The organism is Deltaproteobacteria bacterium PRO3, from assembly GCA_030263375.1.
Taxonomy (GTDB): domain Bacteria; phylum UBA10199; class UBA10199; order DSSB01; family DSSB01; genus DSSB01.
The window spans coordinates 34496-54546 of the sequence record SZOV01000010.1 but is presented as its reverse complement, the minus strand read 5'-3'; the positions used below and the strand labels follow the sequence as shown (position 1 = coordinate 54546).

2 protein-coding genes are annotated in these 20051 nt (G+C 67.1%); both read right to left on the bottom strand.

Annotated features, from left to right (window positions below; all coding sequences use genetic code 11):
• Positions 1–7665 (bottom strand): hypothetical protein (locus FBR05_03375; protein ID MDL1871226.1); only part of this gene is annotated, 7665 nt, incomplete at its 3' end.
• A gap of 164 nt (positions 7666–7829) precedes the next feature.
• Positions 7830–20021, bottom strand: coding sequence for an FHA domain-containing protein (locus FBR05_03370; GenBank protein MDL1871225.1), 12192 nt, complete (start codon positions 20019–20021; stop codon positions 7830–7832).
• Positions 20022–20051 lie beyond the last annotated feature (30 nt).

The window sequence follows — 20051 nt, the reverse complement described above, 5'->3', positions numbered from 1 at the left end:
ATCCATCTCGAGGTCGTGGACGGTCTTGATGGCGCGGCGCAGCTCGCGCAGGGCCTGGAGATACTCGTCGTAGACCGGGTTGCCCGGCTTCTGGTTCTCGGCGGAAACATCGCGGCGCAGCTCCTCGCCCAGCCTTCGCACCCGGTCGCCCAGCTCGCGAAGGGCGTTGTAGGCGCGGTAGGCCGGCTCGCCGCGGGCCTTCCATTCGCTCCCCGCGCGCATCGCGTAGGCGACCGCCTTGGCGGGACCCGAGCCGTTGCGCAGGATATTGGCCGCGTGCAAGATGCGGTGCTCCGGCATCAGCAGGCGCGCGTCGCGCAGGTAGGCCAGCATGACCGCCAGCTCCTCGCCCGCCCGGGCCTTGGCGACCGGATCCGTGGCCGTCTCGAAGCGGCGCAGCGCCGCGACGAAGCGCCCACCGAAGCGATAGCCGCCCCGGCCGTCGCCCTCGACGCCCAGCATCTGGCTCATCCGGAAGGCGTAGAAACTGCGCGGCGTCGAGGATTCCTCGAGCCACCTCGCGAGGACGGGGAGGCGATCTTTGGCGAAGGCGGTGTAGGCCTCGCGCGCCTCCGCGACGGTCGGGACGGCCAAGGGCTTCGCCCGCAGGACGATCTCGACCTGGGCCTCGCCCTTTTCGTTGCGCAGCATCCAGCGGGACTCGGAAGGATAAAGGGGGTCGCGTTTTTCGAGGCGCGAGCCGTATTGCTTTTGCAAGCGGGCCTCGACCTGGGCGTGCCGCTCCTCGCCGAGGATCCGCACCTCGTAGCTGCTGGCGGGCGTATCGCGCAGCGTCCCCGCCTGCCGGGCCGCCTCGAACTCCGCCTTGCTCAGGTGCCGCCATCCGCCGCGAATCGTCACGTGCGTCGAGTCGGGATTGAAGGAATTGGCGAAGCTGCTTTCCCAATGCTTCGCCTCCCCGCTCAGCGTTGCGTCGCTCACCTCGACCACGGAGACCAGCTCGCGGCCTAGCTTGTCCGCCCGGTCCATCACCTGCTGGTACCCCTTGGCGGAGGGCAGCGGCGGCGGCTTCGGCGCTTGCGCGGCGACGGCGCTCCCTCCCTTGACGGGGGCCGCTTTGGGCGCCGGCTTGGCCTTCGGCAGACCCGCGGGCTTGGCCAACTCCTCGGCTAGGGCGCGGCGCTGCGGGAGATGTCCGTTTCCTTCCCCGTTCGCCTCGACCTTGGCGCTGGGGATGGCGGCGTCCGTCCTTTCTCCCGGCGGGGGGGTGCTCTCCGGGGTCCCCGAAGGACGCTTGAAGATCTGCGTCTTGTGCTCGCCGGGATCCTCGGCCACCCGCTCGTAGCGGTCCATCAAGGCTTCCATCTTGCGGAGTTCGGCGTTCAGGCCGGCCCGCGCCTCGGCGGTAAGATTTTTGGCGAGCAAGGGCAGCGCCGGACGGGTGGCTCCGGCAGGGCCGCTCTCCAAGTCGGTGAGGTATTTGGCCACGTCCCGACAAAATTCATTGAGCTCGGTCACGGTCTCGACCGGGAGATTTTTGTTTTTATAGATGAGGCTGTGCTGGATCTTGCCCCACTGATAGATGGCCTCGGTCTGGATCTGGATCTCGATGGGCTTGCCGTCGACCTCGACGACAACGTGCATCGCGCGATAGCCGGAGGAGCTGCCCACCGTCAGCCGGTCGGGGTGGTCCTTGTCGGGCCTCAGCGTCACCTCGCTCACCACCGCACCGCCGGCGGACTTTTCCTCGCCGATGATGTCCAGCTCGAAGGCGCCGTCGCGGGTGACCTGAGGCCGAACCTTGTATTTGGCCTCGATCGCCTCGACGATGGGCAGGACGTCGTTGGTGGTCTTCACCACGACGCGGGCGCCGCCGACGTCGGTCAAGGGCCCCAGGTCCGTCCAGCCCCGGCGCATCAGCTTGGGAGCGATGTCGGCGGGATCCTTCAGACGGGCGTGGGGGTTGGGCGCCACCGCGCCGTTCTCGTCGCTCAGCTTGGCAAAGCGGTGGGTCAAAATATTGTCCTTGGTCAGACCGATGAGGAAGGCGGAGACGTCGGCCAGAGGCTTCCGATGCTCCGCGACCAGTTTTTTTCCAATCTCTTTCTGAGCGGCGCGGTAGGCCTCGGGGCTCAGCTTGCCGGCCAGGGCCTGGCGCGCGGCGACGGCAAAATCCGTCTCGCTGAGGGCCAAATGCGCCAGTTCCGCCTGCAGGCCGTGCAAGCCTTCGCGATCCCGGCCTTCCTTGGCCATCAGGTCGAGGAAATCCTGCTCCAGCTTCGCCAGGCGTTCGACTTTCGAGGCTTTCTCCGCGGCGCCGTCCGGCAGCAATTGGACGGCGGCGCGCTGGTTGATCAACAGGTCGCGCTCCGCCAAAATCCGGTTGCGGGCCTGGGTCTCCGCCCGGACCCACTCGGGGCTGCGGAAGACGTAGGAGCTATTGCCGACGCGGAGGATGGCGCCCTCCGGGATCGGCGTCTCCACGCGCGGCGGCAAGGGGCGAAACACGCCGGCCGCAGCGTCGTAAATTTGAACGACAGCCTTGCCGCCCCGGCTGGAGACAAAATACGTCGTCGGCTTTCCCTCGCGAGGCGTCCCGCCGCGGAAATTCAAGGTGGCCTCGCCGAACTGGACGACCTGATAGACGGTCTTGCCGAAATCGAGGGTGCGGACCCCGGAGATCCCTTCGAGCATCCCAGCTCCCGCGGGGAGGCGCACGCCGTGGAAGGCGGGGACCAACAAATAATCATAAGCCTTGCCCTGCTCGGGCGTAATCGGCTCGACCACCAGGTGCCCGGCCTCCACGCCGGCCGCCAGTGCCTGCGCGTCGCCGATCAGAAGGCGGCCCTCCAGGACCTGCCTCAGAAAATTGTGAGCCAAGGCGGAGCGCGGCTCCTCGGGGAGCTTGTCCAAGACGGGCTTCAAGGCCTTCAAGGTCTCGCGGCAGCGGTCGACGAAGGCCTGACGGAAGGCGTCGTCGCTCATGCGCGGGTCCTTCGCCACGCGGTCGGCCAGGGCGCGGCCCGGGTCGCCGAACATGCTCTCGTGGCCGCGGAACTCCCGCTCGAGCGTCTTCGCGAAGGCCTCGGCCCACTCGCGGCGCTCCTGGATGACGAAGGTATCCTCGAGGTGAACTCGACCCTCGAAGATCGTGACCTTCTTGGTCTGGTATTCGATCCCTTCCGCGCCGTGCGGCCCGAACCAGGTGTACTCGACGCCGCCGAGCCGGAGGCGATCCCCGTCGTGCAGGGGCTTGTAGGTGGCGGTGACCTCGCGGGCGTTTCCGTCGGCGTCGACGATCCGCATCTTCCCACCGCCCACCGCGCGCGCGTGGTGGAGGATCCGGCCGTCCTCGGTCAGGGTCATCTGGATCTCGAGATGGGGGACCTTGCGGCTCTCGGCCTCGGTGAGCGAGCGGCCGGAGGCGTCCAGGAAGGCGACGCCGTACTCGTTGAAATCCACCCGCATCGGTTTGCCGTCGCCCGGAATCACCAGGCCGCGCCGCAGCGCCTCGGGCATCGGCTGCTTGGGCGCCAGGGCCTGGACCGCGGCCGGGACTTCCTTCGCCTTCGCCGGCGGCTTGGCCGGTGGGGTGACCTTGCGCGCCGCCAACTTCTGGGGCTCGGGTGTCATGCCGTCTTCCAGCGGCACGAGGTGCGAGTCGGAGAGCTCCTCCGGCTCTTGCGTCCTTTCAGTCTTGGCATCCTTAGCGGGCTTCGCCGGCTTGCCACCCTCGGGCTTCGCCTCGGCGGCCGGTACCTTGGGCTGCGAGGCCACCGGCGGGGGAACGCCGACGGCTTCGTGCGGCGAGGGCTCGCCCGCGCTTCCGGCGGCGAGGGAACCGTCCTTTTGGAAATGCAGCGGCAGATTAAATTCCTTCAGGTAGGCATTCGCCTTGGCGTAGTCCTTGGCCTCGAGCAGCTTCGTCAGCTTGCCGCCGGAGAAGCCGGGCCGGTTGAGCGAGGCCTCGAGGAAGAGGCCCACCAAGAGCTTGCGGTCGGCGCTCTCCAAAAACACGGTCTGGGCCTCGACCTTGCCGTCCTTGCCCTTCTTCAGCTGGGCCTCGACGGACTTCTTGACGTCGGGATCGAGATCTTTCATCGGCTTGCCGTTGGCGCTGAGCGTCCCGTCCGAATCGACCTTGATCTCGAAGCGCTCCGCCTTGAAGCCGAGCGTCTCCGCGTGGCCGCGGGCCAGCAGCAGCGCCTCTTTGTAGGCGATCTCCGTGTGCTGGATCTTGGAGACCTCGGTCATCTTGCCCTTCACCACCCCGTCGGCGACCTTGTGGGCGACGGCGAATTGGACGTAGCCGAAGACCTCGTTGACCAGGCCCTCCTTCCAGCCGCCCAGCGGTTTCGGCGTGAGGCCCAGACCCTGGTTGACATGGCTGGAGGCGATCATGCCGCCTAAACCGGCGGAGTGTCCGATGGTCCAGGTCAGGGCCTTGCCGCCGAAGGTCAACTGTTGGCCGCCCTCTTTCACCAGGCCCAGGCTCTTCGCGGCCCGCGGCCCCAGGCCCTCGGCCAGCTTGCCGCCGCCCTTCAGGCCGCCGATCATGATCAGCGAGGAACCCCAACCTTTCAGCAAGTGGCCGGGGGTGAAAACCTTGCTGGGGTCGGTCAGCATCGCCTCTTTGACCGTGCCGCCCGCCCAGAAGACCGTCGCCTCGGTGCCGATGCCGACGGCGCTGGCGATCGCCACGGCCTTGTAGCCGTTGACGCCCGCCTGCTCGAGCTTGGCCAGCATGCGCAGTTTGGCGAGATTGCCCAAGCCCGCCGCGACGAACATCAACCCGATGTCGACGGCGAGACCCTCGCTGCTGTGCATCTTGAAGAACTTCTCGACCGAGCGCCCGAAGGTCGCCTTGCCCTGCAGGGCATCCAAATTGCCCTGGGCCTTCTGTTTTATCTCCGGCTCGGGGGAGGCGGATTGGATCAGGGCGTACATCCCGAAGGCGGCCTCGACGGCCCCCTTCTTGGCCTCGATGTCGAAGCACTTGGCCAGGATGTGCTGGGCCTCGGCCATGCCGGGAGGGTTGCCGGAGGCATAGGCGATCAGGTCGCCGATCGGCCCGGTGCCGTTGGCGCGGCTCTCGGTGCTCAAGTAATATTTGGCGCGCTCCTTCAGCGACTCCTCGCCGGACTCGGCGATCAGCTTGAGTGCGGCCTCCATCGAGTCGGCCTCGCCCGCCGTCAACTTCTCCTTCACCGCGGCGGCGATCGCGCGCTCCTTCGCCCACTTCTCCGTCACGCTGGAGACGCTGGTCCCGGACATCCAACCCTTGGCGGAGTCGGTCTCGGCGCGCTCCATGTCCTTGTTGTAGAGCTCCCAGGCCTCGGCGGCCGAGAGGTTGACCAGGCGCATCTTCCCCTTTTCGATGTGGGTGAGGATGCGGTCGGCCTGCGGAATCTTGCGCAGCGGCGTGAGCACCGCGACGCCCTCGTCGATCTTGCCTTCGGCGATCAGCGCGTAGCCCTCGTAGACCTTGGCCATGCGCTGGACCTCGGGATCGCCGTCCGCGGTGGCGAAGCGCGAGAGGACTTGGAAGCACTCGGCGGCCAGGCCGTTGAGCTCGGCGCGCACCAGCTCGGTGTCCTTGGGGTCGGCGTAGGCCTGCTCGGCCAGGCTCAGGTAGTTCTGCGCCAGTCCCTCGACCGCGGCGATGGCGTCCTTCTTGGTAATGCCGCCCAACTCCTCGGGCTTGAGCCCCGCCAGAGCTGCGACCGTCCGCGCCTTGTCGCCGTCCCCGCCGTGCAGCTCGCCCAGCAGCTTCTCCAGGTCGGCCAGCTTGGCTTTTTCGTCCTTCGCGCCCAGCGCGAGGGCCATGGCGCCGTCCGCACCGTGCTCGGCCCGGGCCGCCTTCAGCGCGTCGGCGTCTTTGGCCGGGTCCAGCGTGGCGATGTAATATTCGTTGGCCTCGAAGCGCAGCTTGAGCAGCTTGACGTCCTTGGGGTTCTTCTCGAGGCCCAGCGTGTACATGTCGCGCGCGGCCTTGAAGTCGCCCGCGCCGAACAGGGCATGGCCCAGGGAGGTTTTAAGCTCAAGATCCGCGGAGCCGGCCGCGGCGTCGGCGGCCCGGTAGGCCGCCACGGCCTCCGCGTAGCGCTGCTTCTTCAGCAGCAGCTCGCCCAAGGCCTTATGGCGCTCGGGCTTGGCGGGCTGGTAGTAGCTCGCGAGGCGGAGCCGCTTCTCGAGCAGGCCCTCGTCCAGCGGCTGCTCTTTCTTCAGCAGGCCGATCTCGTAGTCGTGCCAGGCGGCCATCTTGTCGGCGAAGGGAAGCTTTTCGAAGGCGGCGTCGGCGTAGGGCGGCTTGGCGCCCGGGGCCTCCCAGGGCAGGGCCGGAAAGTTGATCGACTGCAAGGCCCGCTGGACGCGCTCGTCCTTCCAATGCGCGTTGAGGTAGGCGAAGACCTCGCCCGCCTCGACCTTGCGGTCGGCGGCCTTCGCCGCGTCGGAGTTAGAACCGTCGATGAGCTGGCCGGGGACCCCCTGCGCGCGGAGCGCCTTGTAAAAGGCCGTCGCGATGGGGTTCTGCTTCTCGGAGAACTGCAGGGCCAGGGGCTTGGCGGTCTCGTCGATCTTCAACTCTTTTTCGGTGAAGGCCAGGGAAGCCGGATGGTCCCCCCGCGCCGTCGCGGCCTTGGCGGCTTCGTGGTAGACGCCGGCCGCCTCGGCGAAGCGCTGGACCGAGACCAGGTTGTCCGCGACGAAGGCCCAGGGGTCGGCGTGGCCGGCCAAAAGCCGCTTGTCGCCGATCGCCAGGCCCTGGGCGATCTCGACCATGTAACGCACTTCCGTCTCGTGCTTGACCGCCTCGGCCAGGTGGAAGCTCGCGCCCTCCATCTTGCCCTCGCGCATCAGGTGCGTGGAGAGGCGCCGGCGGGCCAGGGGATTTCGGTTGTCCAGCTCGACCGCGGCGCGGAACAGGTAGCGCGCCTCTTGCAGCTTCTTCTGCGCCGCGTCGCCCTCGAGGCCCTTGGCGGCCTCTTCCAGCTCCAGGCCCTTGAGCAGGGCCGCCTGGGCGACCAACTTCGGCAGGCTGCGGCCCTGCCAGAGCGGCGCGAGTTCGGCCTTGACCACCGCCTCGTCGAAGCCCGCGGCCTGGAAGACCTCGACTTGGTCCTTGAAGGGCAAAAGGGAAAACTCGGAATAGCGGAAGGCCCAGCGGACGAGCTTCCCGACGTTCTTGGGCTCGGCGAAAAATTTCTTCAGCTCCGCGTCGCGGTCGGCCTGGGGCTTGTCCATCAGCGCCTTAAATTTTTCCGCGAAGAGCGGGTCGCGGGTCGAGATCCCCTCGCGCTCGGCGATGTAAAGCTGGGCGGATTGGTAGCTGAGGGCGCTCTTCGGGGCCGCGGCGTCCTTGCCCGCGAGCCGGTCGCGAACCTGGGCGACGAAGGCAGGCTTGAGGGTCCCGTCGGCGGCCAACAGGGCGGTCAGGTCCAGGCCCAACTTTTGGAAGTGCTCGGTGATCTTCGGGTAGTACTTGGTGAGGCGGTTGAAGGCGGCGGCCACGACCTCGTGGCCCTGGATCTGCTGATCGACGGGATTGCTTCTGGAGGCGCTCGGCGGAACGGCGGGACCGCCGGCCAGGGCCTCCGGCAGGGCGCCGTCGATCTTGTCGTCGCTTAAGCCCCCGTCTTCGCCGTGGAGGAGCTCGTAAAAAAATTGGGCGTTGGTCTCGGTCTTCCCGAAGGCCTTTTCCATCTGGTGTCCCCCGTCGCCAATTTCCGGTCAAAAAAACGGAAAAAGCTCAATGCCTGGGGACCACAGACCCCTATCCGGGCCCCCAGAATAGGTATCTAGGAGCACAGCAAGTTCCATGCCCCGACTTAGGGATTTAAGGGGTAATTTTTCGAAAAAAAGACGGCTTAATGAAATTCGCGGAAGACGTAGTTTTTCCCGTCGATCTGAACGGTCTCCCCATCCCGGATGCGATAGGCATTGCCGTCGGCGGGGAGCGGCTTGCCGCCCACCAAGAGCTTGGGAGAACCATCGTTGCGAATGGCGTAAGCCCCTGTTTCTGCTTGATAAACCGTCACAGGTCCCCATTGGAAACCGGGCTGCTGCGAGGAGACGATTAGGGCGGGGGTCAAGGAGAGCATCTCCGCGCCGGCGCTCGTCTCGGCCTCGACATGGTAGCTGCGAGTGCCGAAGGTCACGACGTCGCCCTGGCTCAGGGCGCAGGCCTCGTCGCCCTGGAGTCGGCGGCCGTTGACCCAGGTCCCGTTGAGCGAGCCCAGATCCCGAATCCAGACCTCCCCTTCCGCTTCGAAGAGCTCCGCCTGGCGCGAGGAAATATCCTGATAGTCCAGCCGGATCTTGGCCCCCTTGCTGCCGTCACGGCCGACCAGGGCCGAGCCGAAGCGCTTGGGCAGGACCCACTCCCCCGTCGAGAAGGCAAGGGGTTGGGGAACCTGATAAATCTGGGTCTTGGCCTCCGCGGGGTCGACGGCGGCGGGCCGGAAGGCGGGCATGACGAGGGTCTTTTCCACTGCCGGCGGAGGCGGCGCCTTGGCTACGTCGTGGACGTAGGCGTGGATCGTCACGTTGTCGGCCTTGTAGTGGTCGACCAAGGCGCCGTTCGAATCGTAGACGTGGCCCTTTTTGTCGATGAAATAACCGGGGCTCTCGTTCAGCTCGACGCCCTTCCGGGCGTGGCCCTCGGCGTCGATGAAGTCCCGGATCACCCCACCCTCTTTGGTGTCGCCGTAAAAGATATCCTTCACCAGGGCCAAGCGTTTCATTTTCCAATGCACCAACTCCCAGACCTTGGCCTGCACCTCCTCGGCGCTGCGGGAAGATTTGAGGATTTGGCTCAATTCCGCGCGGCTCACGTTGTCGCCCACGCCGTCCGAGAAGGAGAGAATCACGTCCCCTTCTTGAATGGGGACATCCTTCACGACGGGGTCGGCCTTTTTCCCGGTGCCCAAGCCCCCGGACACGATGTTGGCGAAATCCGAGGCGCGCATCGCCAAGGTGTCGCGGAGATGGCCCGTTCGCCGTGCCTCAGCGGCCACCGATTGCTCCTCGGTGCGATAGACCAACTCAAATTCTCCCTGAGCGTTTTTCCGGAACACGATCGCCCCGGCGTCGCCGACATGGACGATGCGCGCGACATGACCCCCGCCGGGCAACGGCAGGATCTGGTGCGCCACCGCCACGGCGCCGCCGCTAGCATAGGGGCTGGCGTTGACCGCATCGCCGGCGGCCACCATCGCCCGCGCCATATCCCCGTGCAGGGCCATCTCCTCGGCGAACTTTTTGCCGGCGACCTCGCTGGCCTTGTCGCCCGAGCCCATCCCGCCCATGCCGTCGAGCACCAGGCCCCAGTTGCGGCCCTGGACGAAGCCGTCCTCGTTGTGATGCTTCTTGTAGCCGATGCCCTCGCCGGTTCGCACCGAAAAGGAACCGTATTCGAAAGTGGGCGTGGCATTGCCGAAGGTCCCTTGGCGGGCCCTGCCCTTGACGTTGTCTCCCAGCGCCGCCTTGATCGACCCCGGGACGGGCGCGATTCGCGGCGCGGGCGGAGCGACGGGTTGAGAGACGGGCGGCGGAACGGGTTTGAGGATGGGTTGAGAGGCCGGCACCGGGCCCTGCTTGGCGACCGGCGGGGCCGTATCCACCAAGGGCTTGCCTGGAGGAATTTTATCCGCGGTCGAGCTGCGGCGTTGCCGGATCGGCGCCTCTGCCTTTGCAGTCGAACGCCCCCTCGCCCAAAGGGCTAAGGCGCTCACGCCGCCGACCACCAAGGCCGCCGCCGCTCCCACGCCCAACATCAAGGGGATCGCCGAACCGTCGGCGACGGATTTATCCGCCGCGTGGGCGAGCTCGGGCGTCAGCAGGGTGGTGATGCCGAGGAAAAACGCCGCGGCCGTGGTTCCGGTCTTGCCGACGGGGCTCGCGGACTTTTCGGCCTTGGGCGCCGCGGCCGCTTCTCCCTCGAAGCGGAAGACCACGGGTATCTCGCCGACCCCGGGGATCTCGGCCCGCACCGTGACTTCCCTAGCGCCTTCCGCCGCGAGAGCAGCGAAGTCCGGCTTCTGCTCGGGACGCAGCACCCCCTCCTCGACCATCTGGTCCATGGCGCGCTCGGCCGTCTCCCAGCGAGTGACGTGCACCTCGGCGCGCACGAATTCACTCGCCGATAGGTTTTTGAATTCACTGTCGAAATGCCGATCGGCGATCTCCGCCATCGGCTTGAAGTGCATCTCGTAAAAGAGAGCGGGCTTCTCCCCGGTGCCGCGCGCCGCGATCGTCGCTTCGACCTCGGCGGCCGTGAGGGCGAACTCGAGGGGGATCAACTCCTTCTCGGTTTTCTCGATGCGCTCGTTGTAGCGAAGCGCCAATTGGTTGTAGGGACTGGCCTTTAGCTCGGCCAAGGACAAGCGGATCTCGCTTTCCAGCGCGGCGCGTTCCTGGATGGCGGCATCGGCTTGGCGCCTGGCTTCCGCCGCCTTGGACCTCGCCGTTGTGGCCTCTTCCGTCTTAGACGCCGACTTGGCTTCCTCCGCCTGGGTCTCGAACTTGAGCATTTCCTGGCGATGGCCGTGGAAGACCCTCTCCAACTCGTTGTAGCGCTCCATCTTGGCGCGGAGGCTCTGCAGCGGCATGCGGAAGTCGAAGGCCATGTCCGCGTAATGGTCGCGGGCGGAGCCCGGGCTCCGATTGGCCAGGGCCTCGACCGTCGCGAAGGCGTTGTGTTCGCCGAAATAGAAGTCCAAAAAGGCGTTGGCGGAAAATTCGGTGGGAGACCAGGCGATTTTTCCCAGCGGGGCCTGTCCCTCGGCCGCCTGCGGCGCGCCGACTTTCTTGGTGGCTTCCGTGACCTCGGTGACTTCGGTCTTGCCGGTTTCCTCCCCGGCGGGCAACTTCGGCTCGGGTATTTTTATTTTGGCGTCGACCTTGTCCAAATCGACCTTTTGCTCGAGGGCCTTGGCCTCGACATCCCGAATCGTCCGGACGGCGGTCTCCAGCTCCGTGACGGCCTGGCGATACTCCTGGGCGGTTTCGACCCTCTGCTCTCCCTCGAGGTCCGTTCGCCGCATCGAATCGCCGAGCATGCGGACTCGCTGGGTCTTTTCGGAAAGGGACAAAAGGGCCGCGACGGCCTCCTTGCCGCGCTCGCCGAGCGAGCCCGGCTGCTCCGAGGCCCAGGCGACGGCCTTGACCGGCCGCGAGGTGGCCTGCAATTGATAGGCGTCCTGCACCACCTGATGCTCCGGCACCAGGGCGACGGCGTCCTTGAGGTGGGCGACCATGGTCGCCAGCTCTTCACCCGCGCGCGCCTTTTCGGCCGGGTCCGAGGATTTTTCATAGCGGGCGAGGGTCGCCTCGAATTTGGTGCCGAAGCGGGTCCCCCCCTTGCCGTCCGCCTCGTAACCGATCATGGTCAACATGCGCAGGGCATAGACGCTGCGCAGGGTGTTCGGCTCCTTCGCCCACTCGCTTAAGGTGCCGAGGTGCTCTGCCTCGAAGCCCTTGAAGGTCTCGCGGGCCTGTTGCAGCGTGGGGATCTCCAAAGCCCCCGGCTGCAGCTTGATCAGGATTTGGGCCTGACCGTCCTCGCCGCGAAGCATCCACTCGGATTTCGAGCCCTTGCCGGGAGTGAGGGGCGTCAGGCGCGACCCGTAAGTCTCTTGGAGCCGGGCCTCGACGTCGGCCAGGCGCTGTTTTCCGTGGACGGTCACCTCATAGGTGGAAGCGGGCGTGTCCTTGAGCTCGTTGTGTTGATATGCCGATCCGAATTTATGGATATCCAAATGGCTCCATCGCCCCACGATGGGCACATGGGCCTGGGTGGGCGTGCTCAGATTGGCGAAACTGCTGAGCCATTGGACGCCCTCGCCCGAGGCCTCGGCGCCGGCCTGCTCGACGACCTTCAACAGGTCGATGGCCTCGGACCTCCCGGATTCGACGAAGGCGTTGAACGCCGCCTCGGTCTGCGCCGCAACCGCGCCCTTCGCCTCTCCTTTCGCCGGCTTGGCGCCCGGTCCGGCCAATTTTTCCGTGGGCTCCCTGGGAACCAGCTTCAGCTTGGGACGGCCGTCGGAGCGCTCCCCTTCCCAGACGAAGGACGCGTCGCCCAATGAGACCTTGTCGCCGGGCCGCAGCCTTTGTCGTTCGGACTTTCCGCTGCGGCGCAGGTAGAATCCGATCTCCCCCTCGGGCGTCCACATCACCTCGACCTCGGCCAAGGGACTCTTGGCCTTCTCGCCCACGACAAGCTTGCCGCCCTGGACTCCGAGCGGCAGCACCTTGCCCGCCTCGAAGGAAAGGACGTTGCTCTCCCCGTCGCTGCGGATCTCCACCTCGGGGATCGCGACGCCATCCTTCGGCGAAAGCGGGGCGGGACCCTCGCCGCGATCCAGCTTGGGCGCTCCATCGAGCGGTTTTGCGGTGGCGCCCTTGCGCGCCGCGAGCGGCCCCTTGATGCCGGGGACGGTCGCTTCCTCCGAGGCCTCGGACTTTTCGGGCGCCGGAAGCTTCTTGCCTGGCTTGGTGACCTCTTCCTCGGCGACCTGCGGGGATTTCTTTTCCACGACGGTCTTCTCGCCCCCCGCCGGTTTTTTCATCGGCAGGACGTTGGTCTCGGCCCGGAACAGGCCTAGCTCGGGCGAGGTCAGGATCTCGGAGACCTCGCGCGTCGTCAGCACGGTGCCGCGCTTGGCGTCAGAGGGCAAGATCACGTTGTCCTTGCCGAACCACAGGTTCGGCTCGACCCCGAGCTTCTCGGCCTTGGCCTTCTCGGCGGCGTTGATCCGCTCGAGGACGCTAAGCAGGCCCTTGCCCGAAGGCAGCTCGCGGCCGTTGGGGATCGCGACGATCTGCAGGGTGCGCGGCACCGAGGCGCCGTCCGCGGCGGTCGCCGCCTCCAGCGGCACCACCGAAACCTGGAGGGTGTCGGGGCTGCCGGCCTTGGGCTCGACGCGCGGCAGGGAGAGCCATCGCTGGTAGACGGTGAAATCCCCCAGCTTGCTCAGGTCGAAGAAACTCAAGTTCGTCTCGCCCTCGTGCACCGAGGCCTCGGGGATCAAGGCCTCCGCCGCGGCCTTTTCGCGGCCGGCCTCGACCTTGGCGAAGAATTCGCTCGCGGCGGCCTCCCGCGCGGCGGGATCGGCCAGCATCTTCTCGATCGCCGCGACCGCCTCGCCCATGACCTGCTCGGCCTTCGCCGGCGGGAAGCGGTCCGCGCCGACGATGCCGTGCTGCTTGAGGATCTCGCCGTAGCGCTGGAAGAGCGCCGCCTGCAGGCGCACGCCCGGGTCCTTGGGGTTGTACTCGGTGCCGAAGGCCGTGAAATCCTCGAAGTGCGTCGCCTCGCCGATCAGCTTGCGCAGCGCGGGGTCGGCCAGGACCCGCGCCTGATTCTTTGCGATCCAGACGCACCAGCCGCCGTCGGCCAGGTTGTCGGTGGTCACCTGCCGCAGATTCAGCTCGCGCAGCGCCGCCGCGACGACGGGATCGCCGCCGGCGGCCTTCATGGCCCCGGCGTCGGCCTTCGCCGCCTTAAGCGCCTTCGGATCCGCCTTCACCGTCTCGAGCGTCCCCTCGAGGCGCTCGAGCAGTTGCTCGGTGGCGTTTTTCGGGTTGCCGAAACGGCCGTGGTGGTCGATCGTCGCCTTGTCCAGGTGCTGGGTCTCGGGACGCGTCGGCAGACTGGTGTCGTAGATGTGAGTCTGTTTGAGCTGCTTGGTACGCGCGTCGAGGATCACCTGCTCGGCCCATTCCAAGGCCTTGGCCTCGGCCTCCTGCTGAGTGAGGCCCTCTTTCTTCTTGATGTACTCGGCGTAGCGGGCCAGGCGGGCGGCGTCAGGCTTGGCCTTGGCGATCTTGTCCGCCTTGGCCTCGACCGCGGTAATCGGGACGAAGCTCGCGACGCCGAGATCGCGGTCGCCCAGCTTGGCCTCGGCGCCGAGCGGCTCGACCGAGACGACCATGTCCTCGGTGACCGGCAGGATCTCCTCCTCGGCGCGGCGGGTGGCGACGAGGTCCTCGCGCAGCCATTCGGAGGGCAGCTCGGGAAGCCGATCCAAAACTTCCTTGGACTTCGCGGCCTGCTCGCCCTCGGGAATCCGCGTCGCGGCCAAGCGCTCGCCCTCGAAGCGGAGCTCGATCTGGCCCTTGAGCACCAGGTTCACCAAACCCTTCACCGCCTCGGAGGTGACGCCGGTCTCCAGGACCCAGCTCGCCAGGGCGAGGCGCTGCTTGGGCTTGGTGAAGCCCGCGACGTCGGCCAACATAGGAAGGAACTCGCCCCCCGCCTCTTGGGCCTTGAGGCCCGGCAAGATGTCGCCCGGCTGGGCGCTCTCGTGGAGGGCGCGCAGGAAGAGCTTGGCCATCCAAGCGCGGCCGGCGGGCGTCTCGACGCCCACCTTGCCCAGCAGGGCCTCGGCGCGGCCCCGCAGCACGGACTGGGCCTCGGGGCCCCACTGGCCGGCGCCCAGCGATTCGAGCGGCGCGGCGAGCTTCTCGGGCGAGGCAGCGCGGAACATCGCGTAGACCGCGAGCTCGCCCATCAGGGCCTGGCCCTCGGGGGTGCGCGCGGCGTCGGGTCCGAGGATCTGGTTGGCCAGGGAATGGAGCGGCGCCTTCAAGGACTTGGCTTGGGTCGCGTACTCGCTCAAGTGGGCGGGCTCAAGCCCGGTCTGCAGCGCGAAGCCCAGCAGGCCGTCGCGCAGGGCGTCGAAGCTCCCGCCGCGCTCGATGCCGGCCTCGGTCAGCAGCTTGGTCGCCTCGCCGTGCAGCCGGCCGGCGATCCCCGCCAGCTCGGCGGCGCCCAGGGGCTTGCCCGGCTCGGCGAAGGGATGGATCTGCGCGTAGCCCAGCAGGGCGGCCTTGGCATTGCGGCCCCGCGGGCTCTTGGGATCCAGACCGAACTGCTCGGCGACGATCTTGTCGTAGCGCGCCATCTCCTCGGCGCCGGTGCGGGACTCGATAGCCTTGAGGCTCTCGCCCTGGGCGCGGGAGCGCATCAGGGATTCCCAAACCGCGCGGCCGGCCGGGGTCTTCGCGTCGAAACCCATGCGCTGGACGATCGGCAGCAGCTCCTTCGCCTGATAATCCATCTTGTGTTGGGCCAGCTTCATCTGGCTGGCCTTTTCGATCTTGGCGATGCGGCCGCCGGAGATCGCGTTGACCGTCTTGCCCGCCATCATCATCTGCGCGTCCATCACCGCGCTGCCCGCGAGGCGCACCCAGAAGGGGACGTTCTCTTTCGGGCGCAGGCCGATCGCCTCGTTGACGTATTCGCTGCCGGTGAAGGCCGTCACCCGGGTGCCCCAGGCGGTGATCCCCGATTTGGCGACCGCGTCCATGCCCTTGGCGAGGCGCAGCTCGAAGGCCGCGGCGCCCAAGCCCCCGCCGCCCTCGAGGGCGCGGGCCATGCCCGCCTCGGCGCGGCCGACGTAGCGCGCGCTGGCGCCGGAGAGGCCCTGCATGCCCATGCCGACGCCGTGGAGCAGGACGAAAGTGACGAGCATGCTGCCGAACTCGGTGCCGAAGTGCTTGAGGTTCCAATGGCTGGTCTTGCCGCTCCAGATCGTCTCCATGGTCATGGAGCCCAGGGTGAAGCCCGCCGCCTCGGCGGTCGTCTTGACCGCGAAGGTGCTGGCGCGCAGCGCGATCGGCGAGCGGATGAAGGTGGCGGCGCGCGCCACCCAGGCGGCCTCGGCACCCACGGCGAGGACGCGCCCGACGCCGAAACTGACCAGCATGATCGCCGCGCTCTTCAGCGCCTCCTCGTCGGATTCGGCGAAGATGATGGTCATGTTCTTGAGCGATTTGAGGATGCCGTCCCAGCGCGCCTGGCCGGGGATGTCTTCCAGCACGGCCTTGGCGCCGGCGGCGACGTAAGGATCTTTCTCGAGGAGCTGGGCGATGCCCATGGCGGCGCCGTACTTCTCGGCGCGCAGCATCCCGCGAGAGAAGCCGAGCAGGGCTTGGGAAAATTCCTCGTCCGTCATGTCCGGATTGGAGATGCGGCTCACGAAGGATTTCGCCACCGCGCCCTCGAAGGACTCGAAGTAGAAGCCGCCCATGTCCCGGCGGAAGGCGTCGTCCAGCGAGCGGAGCTCGCCGGAGGCGAGCTGCTGCTGCCACTTCTGCAGGGTGGCCTGGACCTTGTCGCGGATCTCGGCGGTCTCTTTCTCGCTCAGCTCGGTGCGCTTGCCTTGAAATTCGCTGAACAGGACCGGCGCCAGCGCGTCGAAGACCATCCGCATCCGCCGCTGCTCGGTGCCTTGGGCCAGCTTGGCCAGCATCAGCTGGGCGGTGGGATTTTTGGGGATCGCCGCGAGGGTCTCCTGGGCCTTGGCCAGCTCGCCGTTATTGAGCTGCAGCATGCCGCGGGCGAGCGTCGCCAGCTCGCGGACCTCCGCGGGGGCCTGGGGCGAATCCATGTCGACGACCCTCTGGAGGGCCGCGTTCGCCTCTTTCTTGAGGCCGACCTGCTGGTAGCCCTGCGTCACCGTCAGCAGCAGGCCGATCTTTTGCCGCGGGTTGCCCATCTTGAGGGCGAAGTCCTCGACCGGGCCCAAGGATTCTTTGACGCGCTCGGAGAGGCCCAATTCGATGAAGAGGGCCGAGGCCTTGAGGCGCAGTTCGACCGCCTGCGGGCCGCGCGCGGTCGCCGCCTCGGCCAAGAGGAAGTGGCCGTTTTGCGCCAACTCGCCGAAGCGGAGGAGGGATTCGGAGGTGAGGGCGCCGGCCAGCCAGGCGGAGTCGCCCTTTTCGAGGGCCGCGTGGAAGCGGGACTTCAAATCCTGGGTGATTTTTTCGGCCAGCCGTTTTTGGGCCTCGGGGGCCTCGGCGTCCTGGGCGAAATACTCGGCGAGGATCGGGGCGACCGTCTCCTCGAGCGCCTTCAGTTCGGCGTCGACCTTGCCTTTATCGAGGAAGGCGCCCTCCCCTTCGCTCAGACCCCGGTAGACCGCCGCGCTCTGCGCCAGCATGCGGGCCTGCTCGAGGCGCTCGGCGTAGGGCAGGTCTGTGGCCTTGGCGAGCTCTTTGCGCCAGATCTCGAGACGGCTCGTGTAGAGCGCGGTGCGCGACTCGACGGGGAGCTGGCTCAGCCGGCCCGAGATGTCGTCGGCCAGGAGGGCCTGGTCGATCTGGACGGAGAGACCGGCGAGCTCGAGGCGCTCCTTCGCGTCGGTCGGTGCCTTGAGGCCGTCGGCGGGCTTGCCGAAATTCAGGAAGTTGAGCAGGTCGTCGCGGGATTTCTGCAGCTCGGCGTTGATCACCCGCGAGCCCGTCGCATCTTCTACCGTGTCGTAATAGGACTTGAGCAGCAACAGCCGTTGCACGTCGGCCTTCGGGGAGCTGGTGTCGTGCAGGACCGACATCTTGAGGGCGCGCAGCTTGCTGGCATCAAGCAGGGTCTTTTCCTGGGGCAGGCCGCTGCCGCGCAGCGCCAGGTAGGCGGCGGTCTCGATCTGCAGCTTGTCGGCGTCGCTCATCTTGTCGTCGACGGTCGCGCGCAGCTCGGTCAGCGCCGCCTCGACGCGCTTCTCGTCCCCCAGCTTGGCGAAATCGCCCATCGCCGTCAGCAGCGCGCCCCGCTTCTCGCGGACGTCTCCGATTTTTTGCGCCTCGGCGAAGGCCTGGTCGGCGGCGTGGCTCTTTCCCACGTAGTCCTTGAGCCCCGCCGCGGAGAGGAAGGGCAAAAGCTTCATCTCGCCGTCGTCGAGGATCCGGTAGACCAGCTCTTGGGCGATCTCCTTGTCGGCGGAGTCCTTGTGGCCGAAGGCGGCGTCGAGGACCTGGCCGGCGACACCGTGCATCGTCTCGGAGGTGGTGCCATCCCGGTCGTTGAAGGACCGTCCATAGTACTGGCGCAACCTGCCGAAATTCTGAAGCAACCCGTCTAAGGCCGCTTCCCGCTCCGCGTCATCCATCTCGCGGGAAGGCACGATCTGGATCAGCCTGTCCAGGGTCTCCAGGTCCTTCGCGGTCTCCGAGCTTAAGTTTTCGCCTTTGCCGGAGAATTGCAGGGCGATGAAGGCCTGGGCCCTCTCGACCTGGACACGGGTCGACCGCTCACCCTCGGCGACTTGCAAGCTGTCGCGCACGGTTTTGGCCGCCTCATTGACTTGTATGTAAAGGCCGAATTTGGCCTTCCAAACCGTCTCTCTATCGTAGGAATCGTGAGCGGCCTCCAGGTTGACAACGGCCTGGTAAAAGGTCTCCACACGCTTCAAGTTTTGGTAGCGGTCGAGGGGCTCCGCGCCGCGGAAGGATTCCAACTGCCCGGCCATGGTCTCGAGGGTCTTCAGGCTCTTCAAGGCCTCGCCGGGGTTTACCTGCGCCAGCGAATGAAAGCGCTGCAGCTCGGCGTCGAAGTCCTGGCGCAAGGTCCCTTGGTAGCCGTGCTCGGCATCGGCGCGCAGCTTTTGCGTCGCCGCATCGCCGGGATGGGCCTTGAGGAAGGCGTCGTAGGCGGTCAAGGCGGATTTGAAATCCCCGGCGGCGGCCAAGGCTTGGGCCAAGGGCTTTTGCAGCTCGACATTCGCCGGGTCGGCGGCCACCGCCGCCAGGTAGGCCTCCTTGGCGCGGGGCGCGTCTTGGCGGGCGGTGTAAAATTCGCCCAGGGCCGTCTGGCGCGCGGCGTTTTCGGGCTCGTAGTAGCTCGCCATGCGCAGGTGCTTCTCGAGGAGGACGGCGTCGCCCTCCGGGCCGGCCTTCTGCAGGCGCGATGCCTCGCCGGCGTGCCAATGCGCCATGCGGCCCGCCAGGCTTAAGGACGCGAACTCAGGCGTGTCGAATTCCTTCTTCAGGCCGCCCTTGGCGTCCTGCCAGGGGATCTCGAAGCGGATCTTCTTGAGGGCCTTCTGCACCCGGGCGTCGCCTTGGTGCGCGTCGAGATAGCCGAAGACCTCGGCGGCCGTGATCTTGCGGTCCGGGGCGTCTCCTTCGCGGCCCGAGACTCCGTCCATCAGGGCCGAAGGGATGCCCGCGTCGCGCAAGGCCCCGTAGAGGGCCTTCGCCACCGGGTTGCTCTCACCGGAGAAGGCGGCCACATAGGGCGCGGTCGCCTCTTGGGCGAGGAGTTCCTGCTCGGTGAAGGCGAGGGATTTTTTATGCTGGCCCGCCTCGGTCGCCGCCTGCGCGGCGCGATGGAAAATCAGCGCGGCCTCGGGATGGCGTCCCGCGTCCTTCAGGGCGAAGCCGACGAAGCTGAAGGCGTCCGGGGATTTTCCGATCATCTCCTTGCCGTCGGGGCCGGAGAGCCGGTCGAGAATTTTCAGGACGACGTCGAAGTCGGGCTCGGTGCGCAGGGCCTGGGCGTAATGCAGGCCGGCGTCGCGGAAGCGCCCCTGCGCCGCGAGGCCCTCCGCCAGGCGGAGTCGCGCCGCGGGGTTTTCGCCGTCCATCTCGACGGCGGTGCGAAACAGGCGCTGGGCGGCCTGCTCGAGCGCCACGGCCTCTTTGGCGTCACCGACGCCGCGCTTCGCGCGGGCTTGGGCGAGCAGCTCCTCGCCGCGCAGCACGGAGGCATGCGCCATCATCTTGGGGAGGGTCTGGCCCTTCCAGAGCTTGCCCAGCTCGCCCTTGACCTGGCCCTCTTCCAGGCCGAGCTCTTTCAGCACCGCGACCTGTTCTTTGTAAGGCAGCAGGGGCAGGCGCGTGTGGCGGCCGGCCCATTGCACCAGGGCCGCGGCGTAACCGGGGTCTTGCTTGCTGAGCTTCTTGGGGTTGGGCCAGGCGCCCAGCGAGCGCTGCGGGTCGGTGCCGAGCAGCTCGCCGCGCACCGACTGGTGGTAAGCCGGCTCGAAGGTGCCGTCCGGCCTGAGGTGCTCGACTTCGTTCAAACCGAGTTTTTGGAAATAGCGCTTGATCGTCTCGCCGTGCTTGACGAGGTTGTTGAAGGCGACGGCGAAGACCTCGGACTTTTCGACCTTGCCGTCCTTGGGCTCGCCGACGCGGCAGATCCCGACCCGCGGCCCGCCGACGGCGTCGTCGGCGACGCTGCCGTCGATGTCGCGATCGCTCAATCCGGCTTGGTGCAGTTGGTCCAGGAAAAATTTCGAGGGTGATCCTGGTTCGAGAACGGTCTTGCCCATGCGTTGCCCCTTAAACCGCCCGCGCGGACG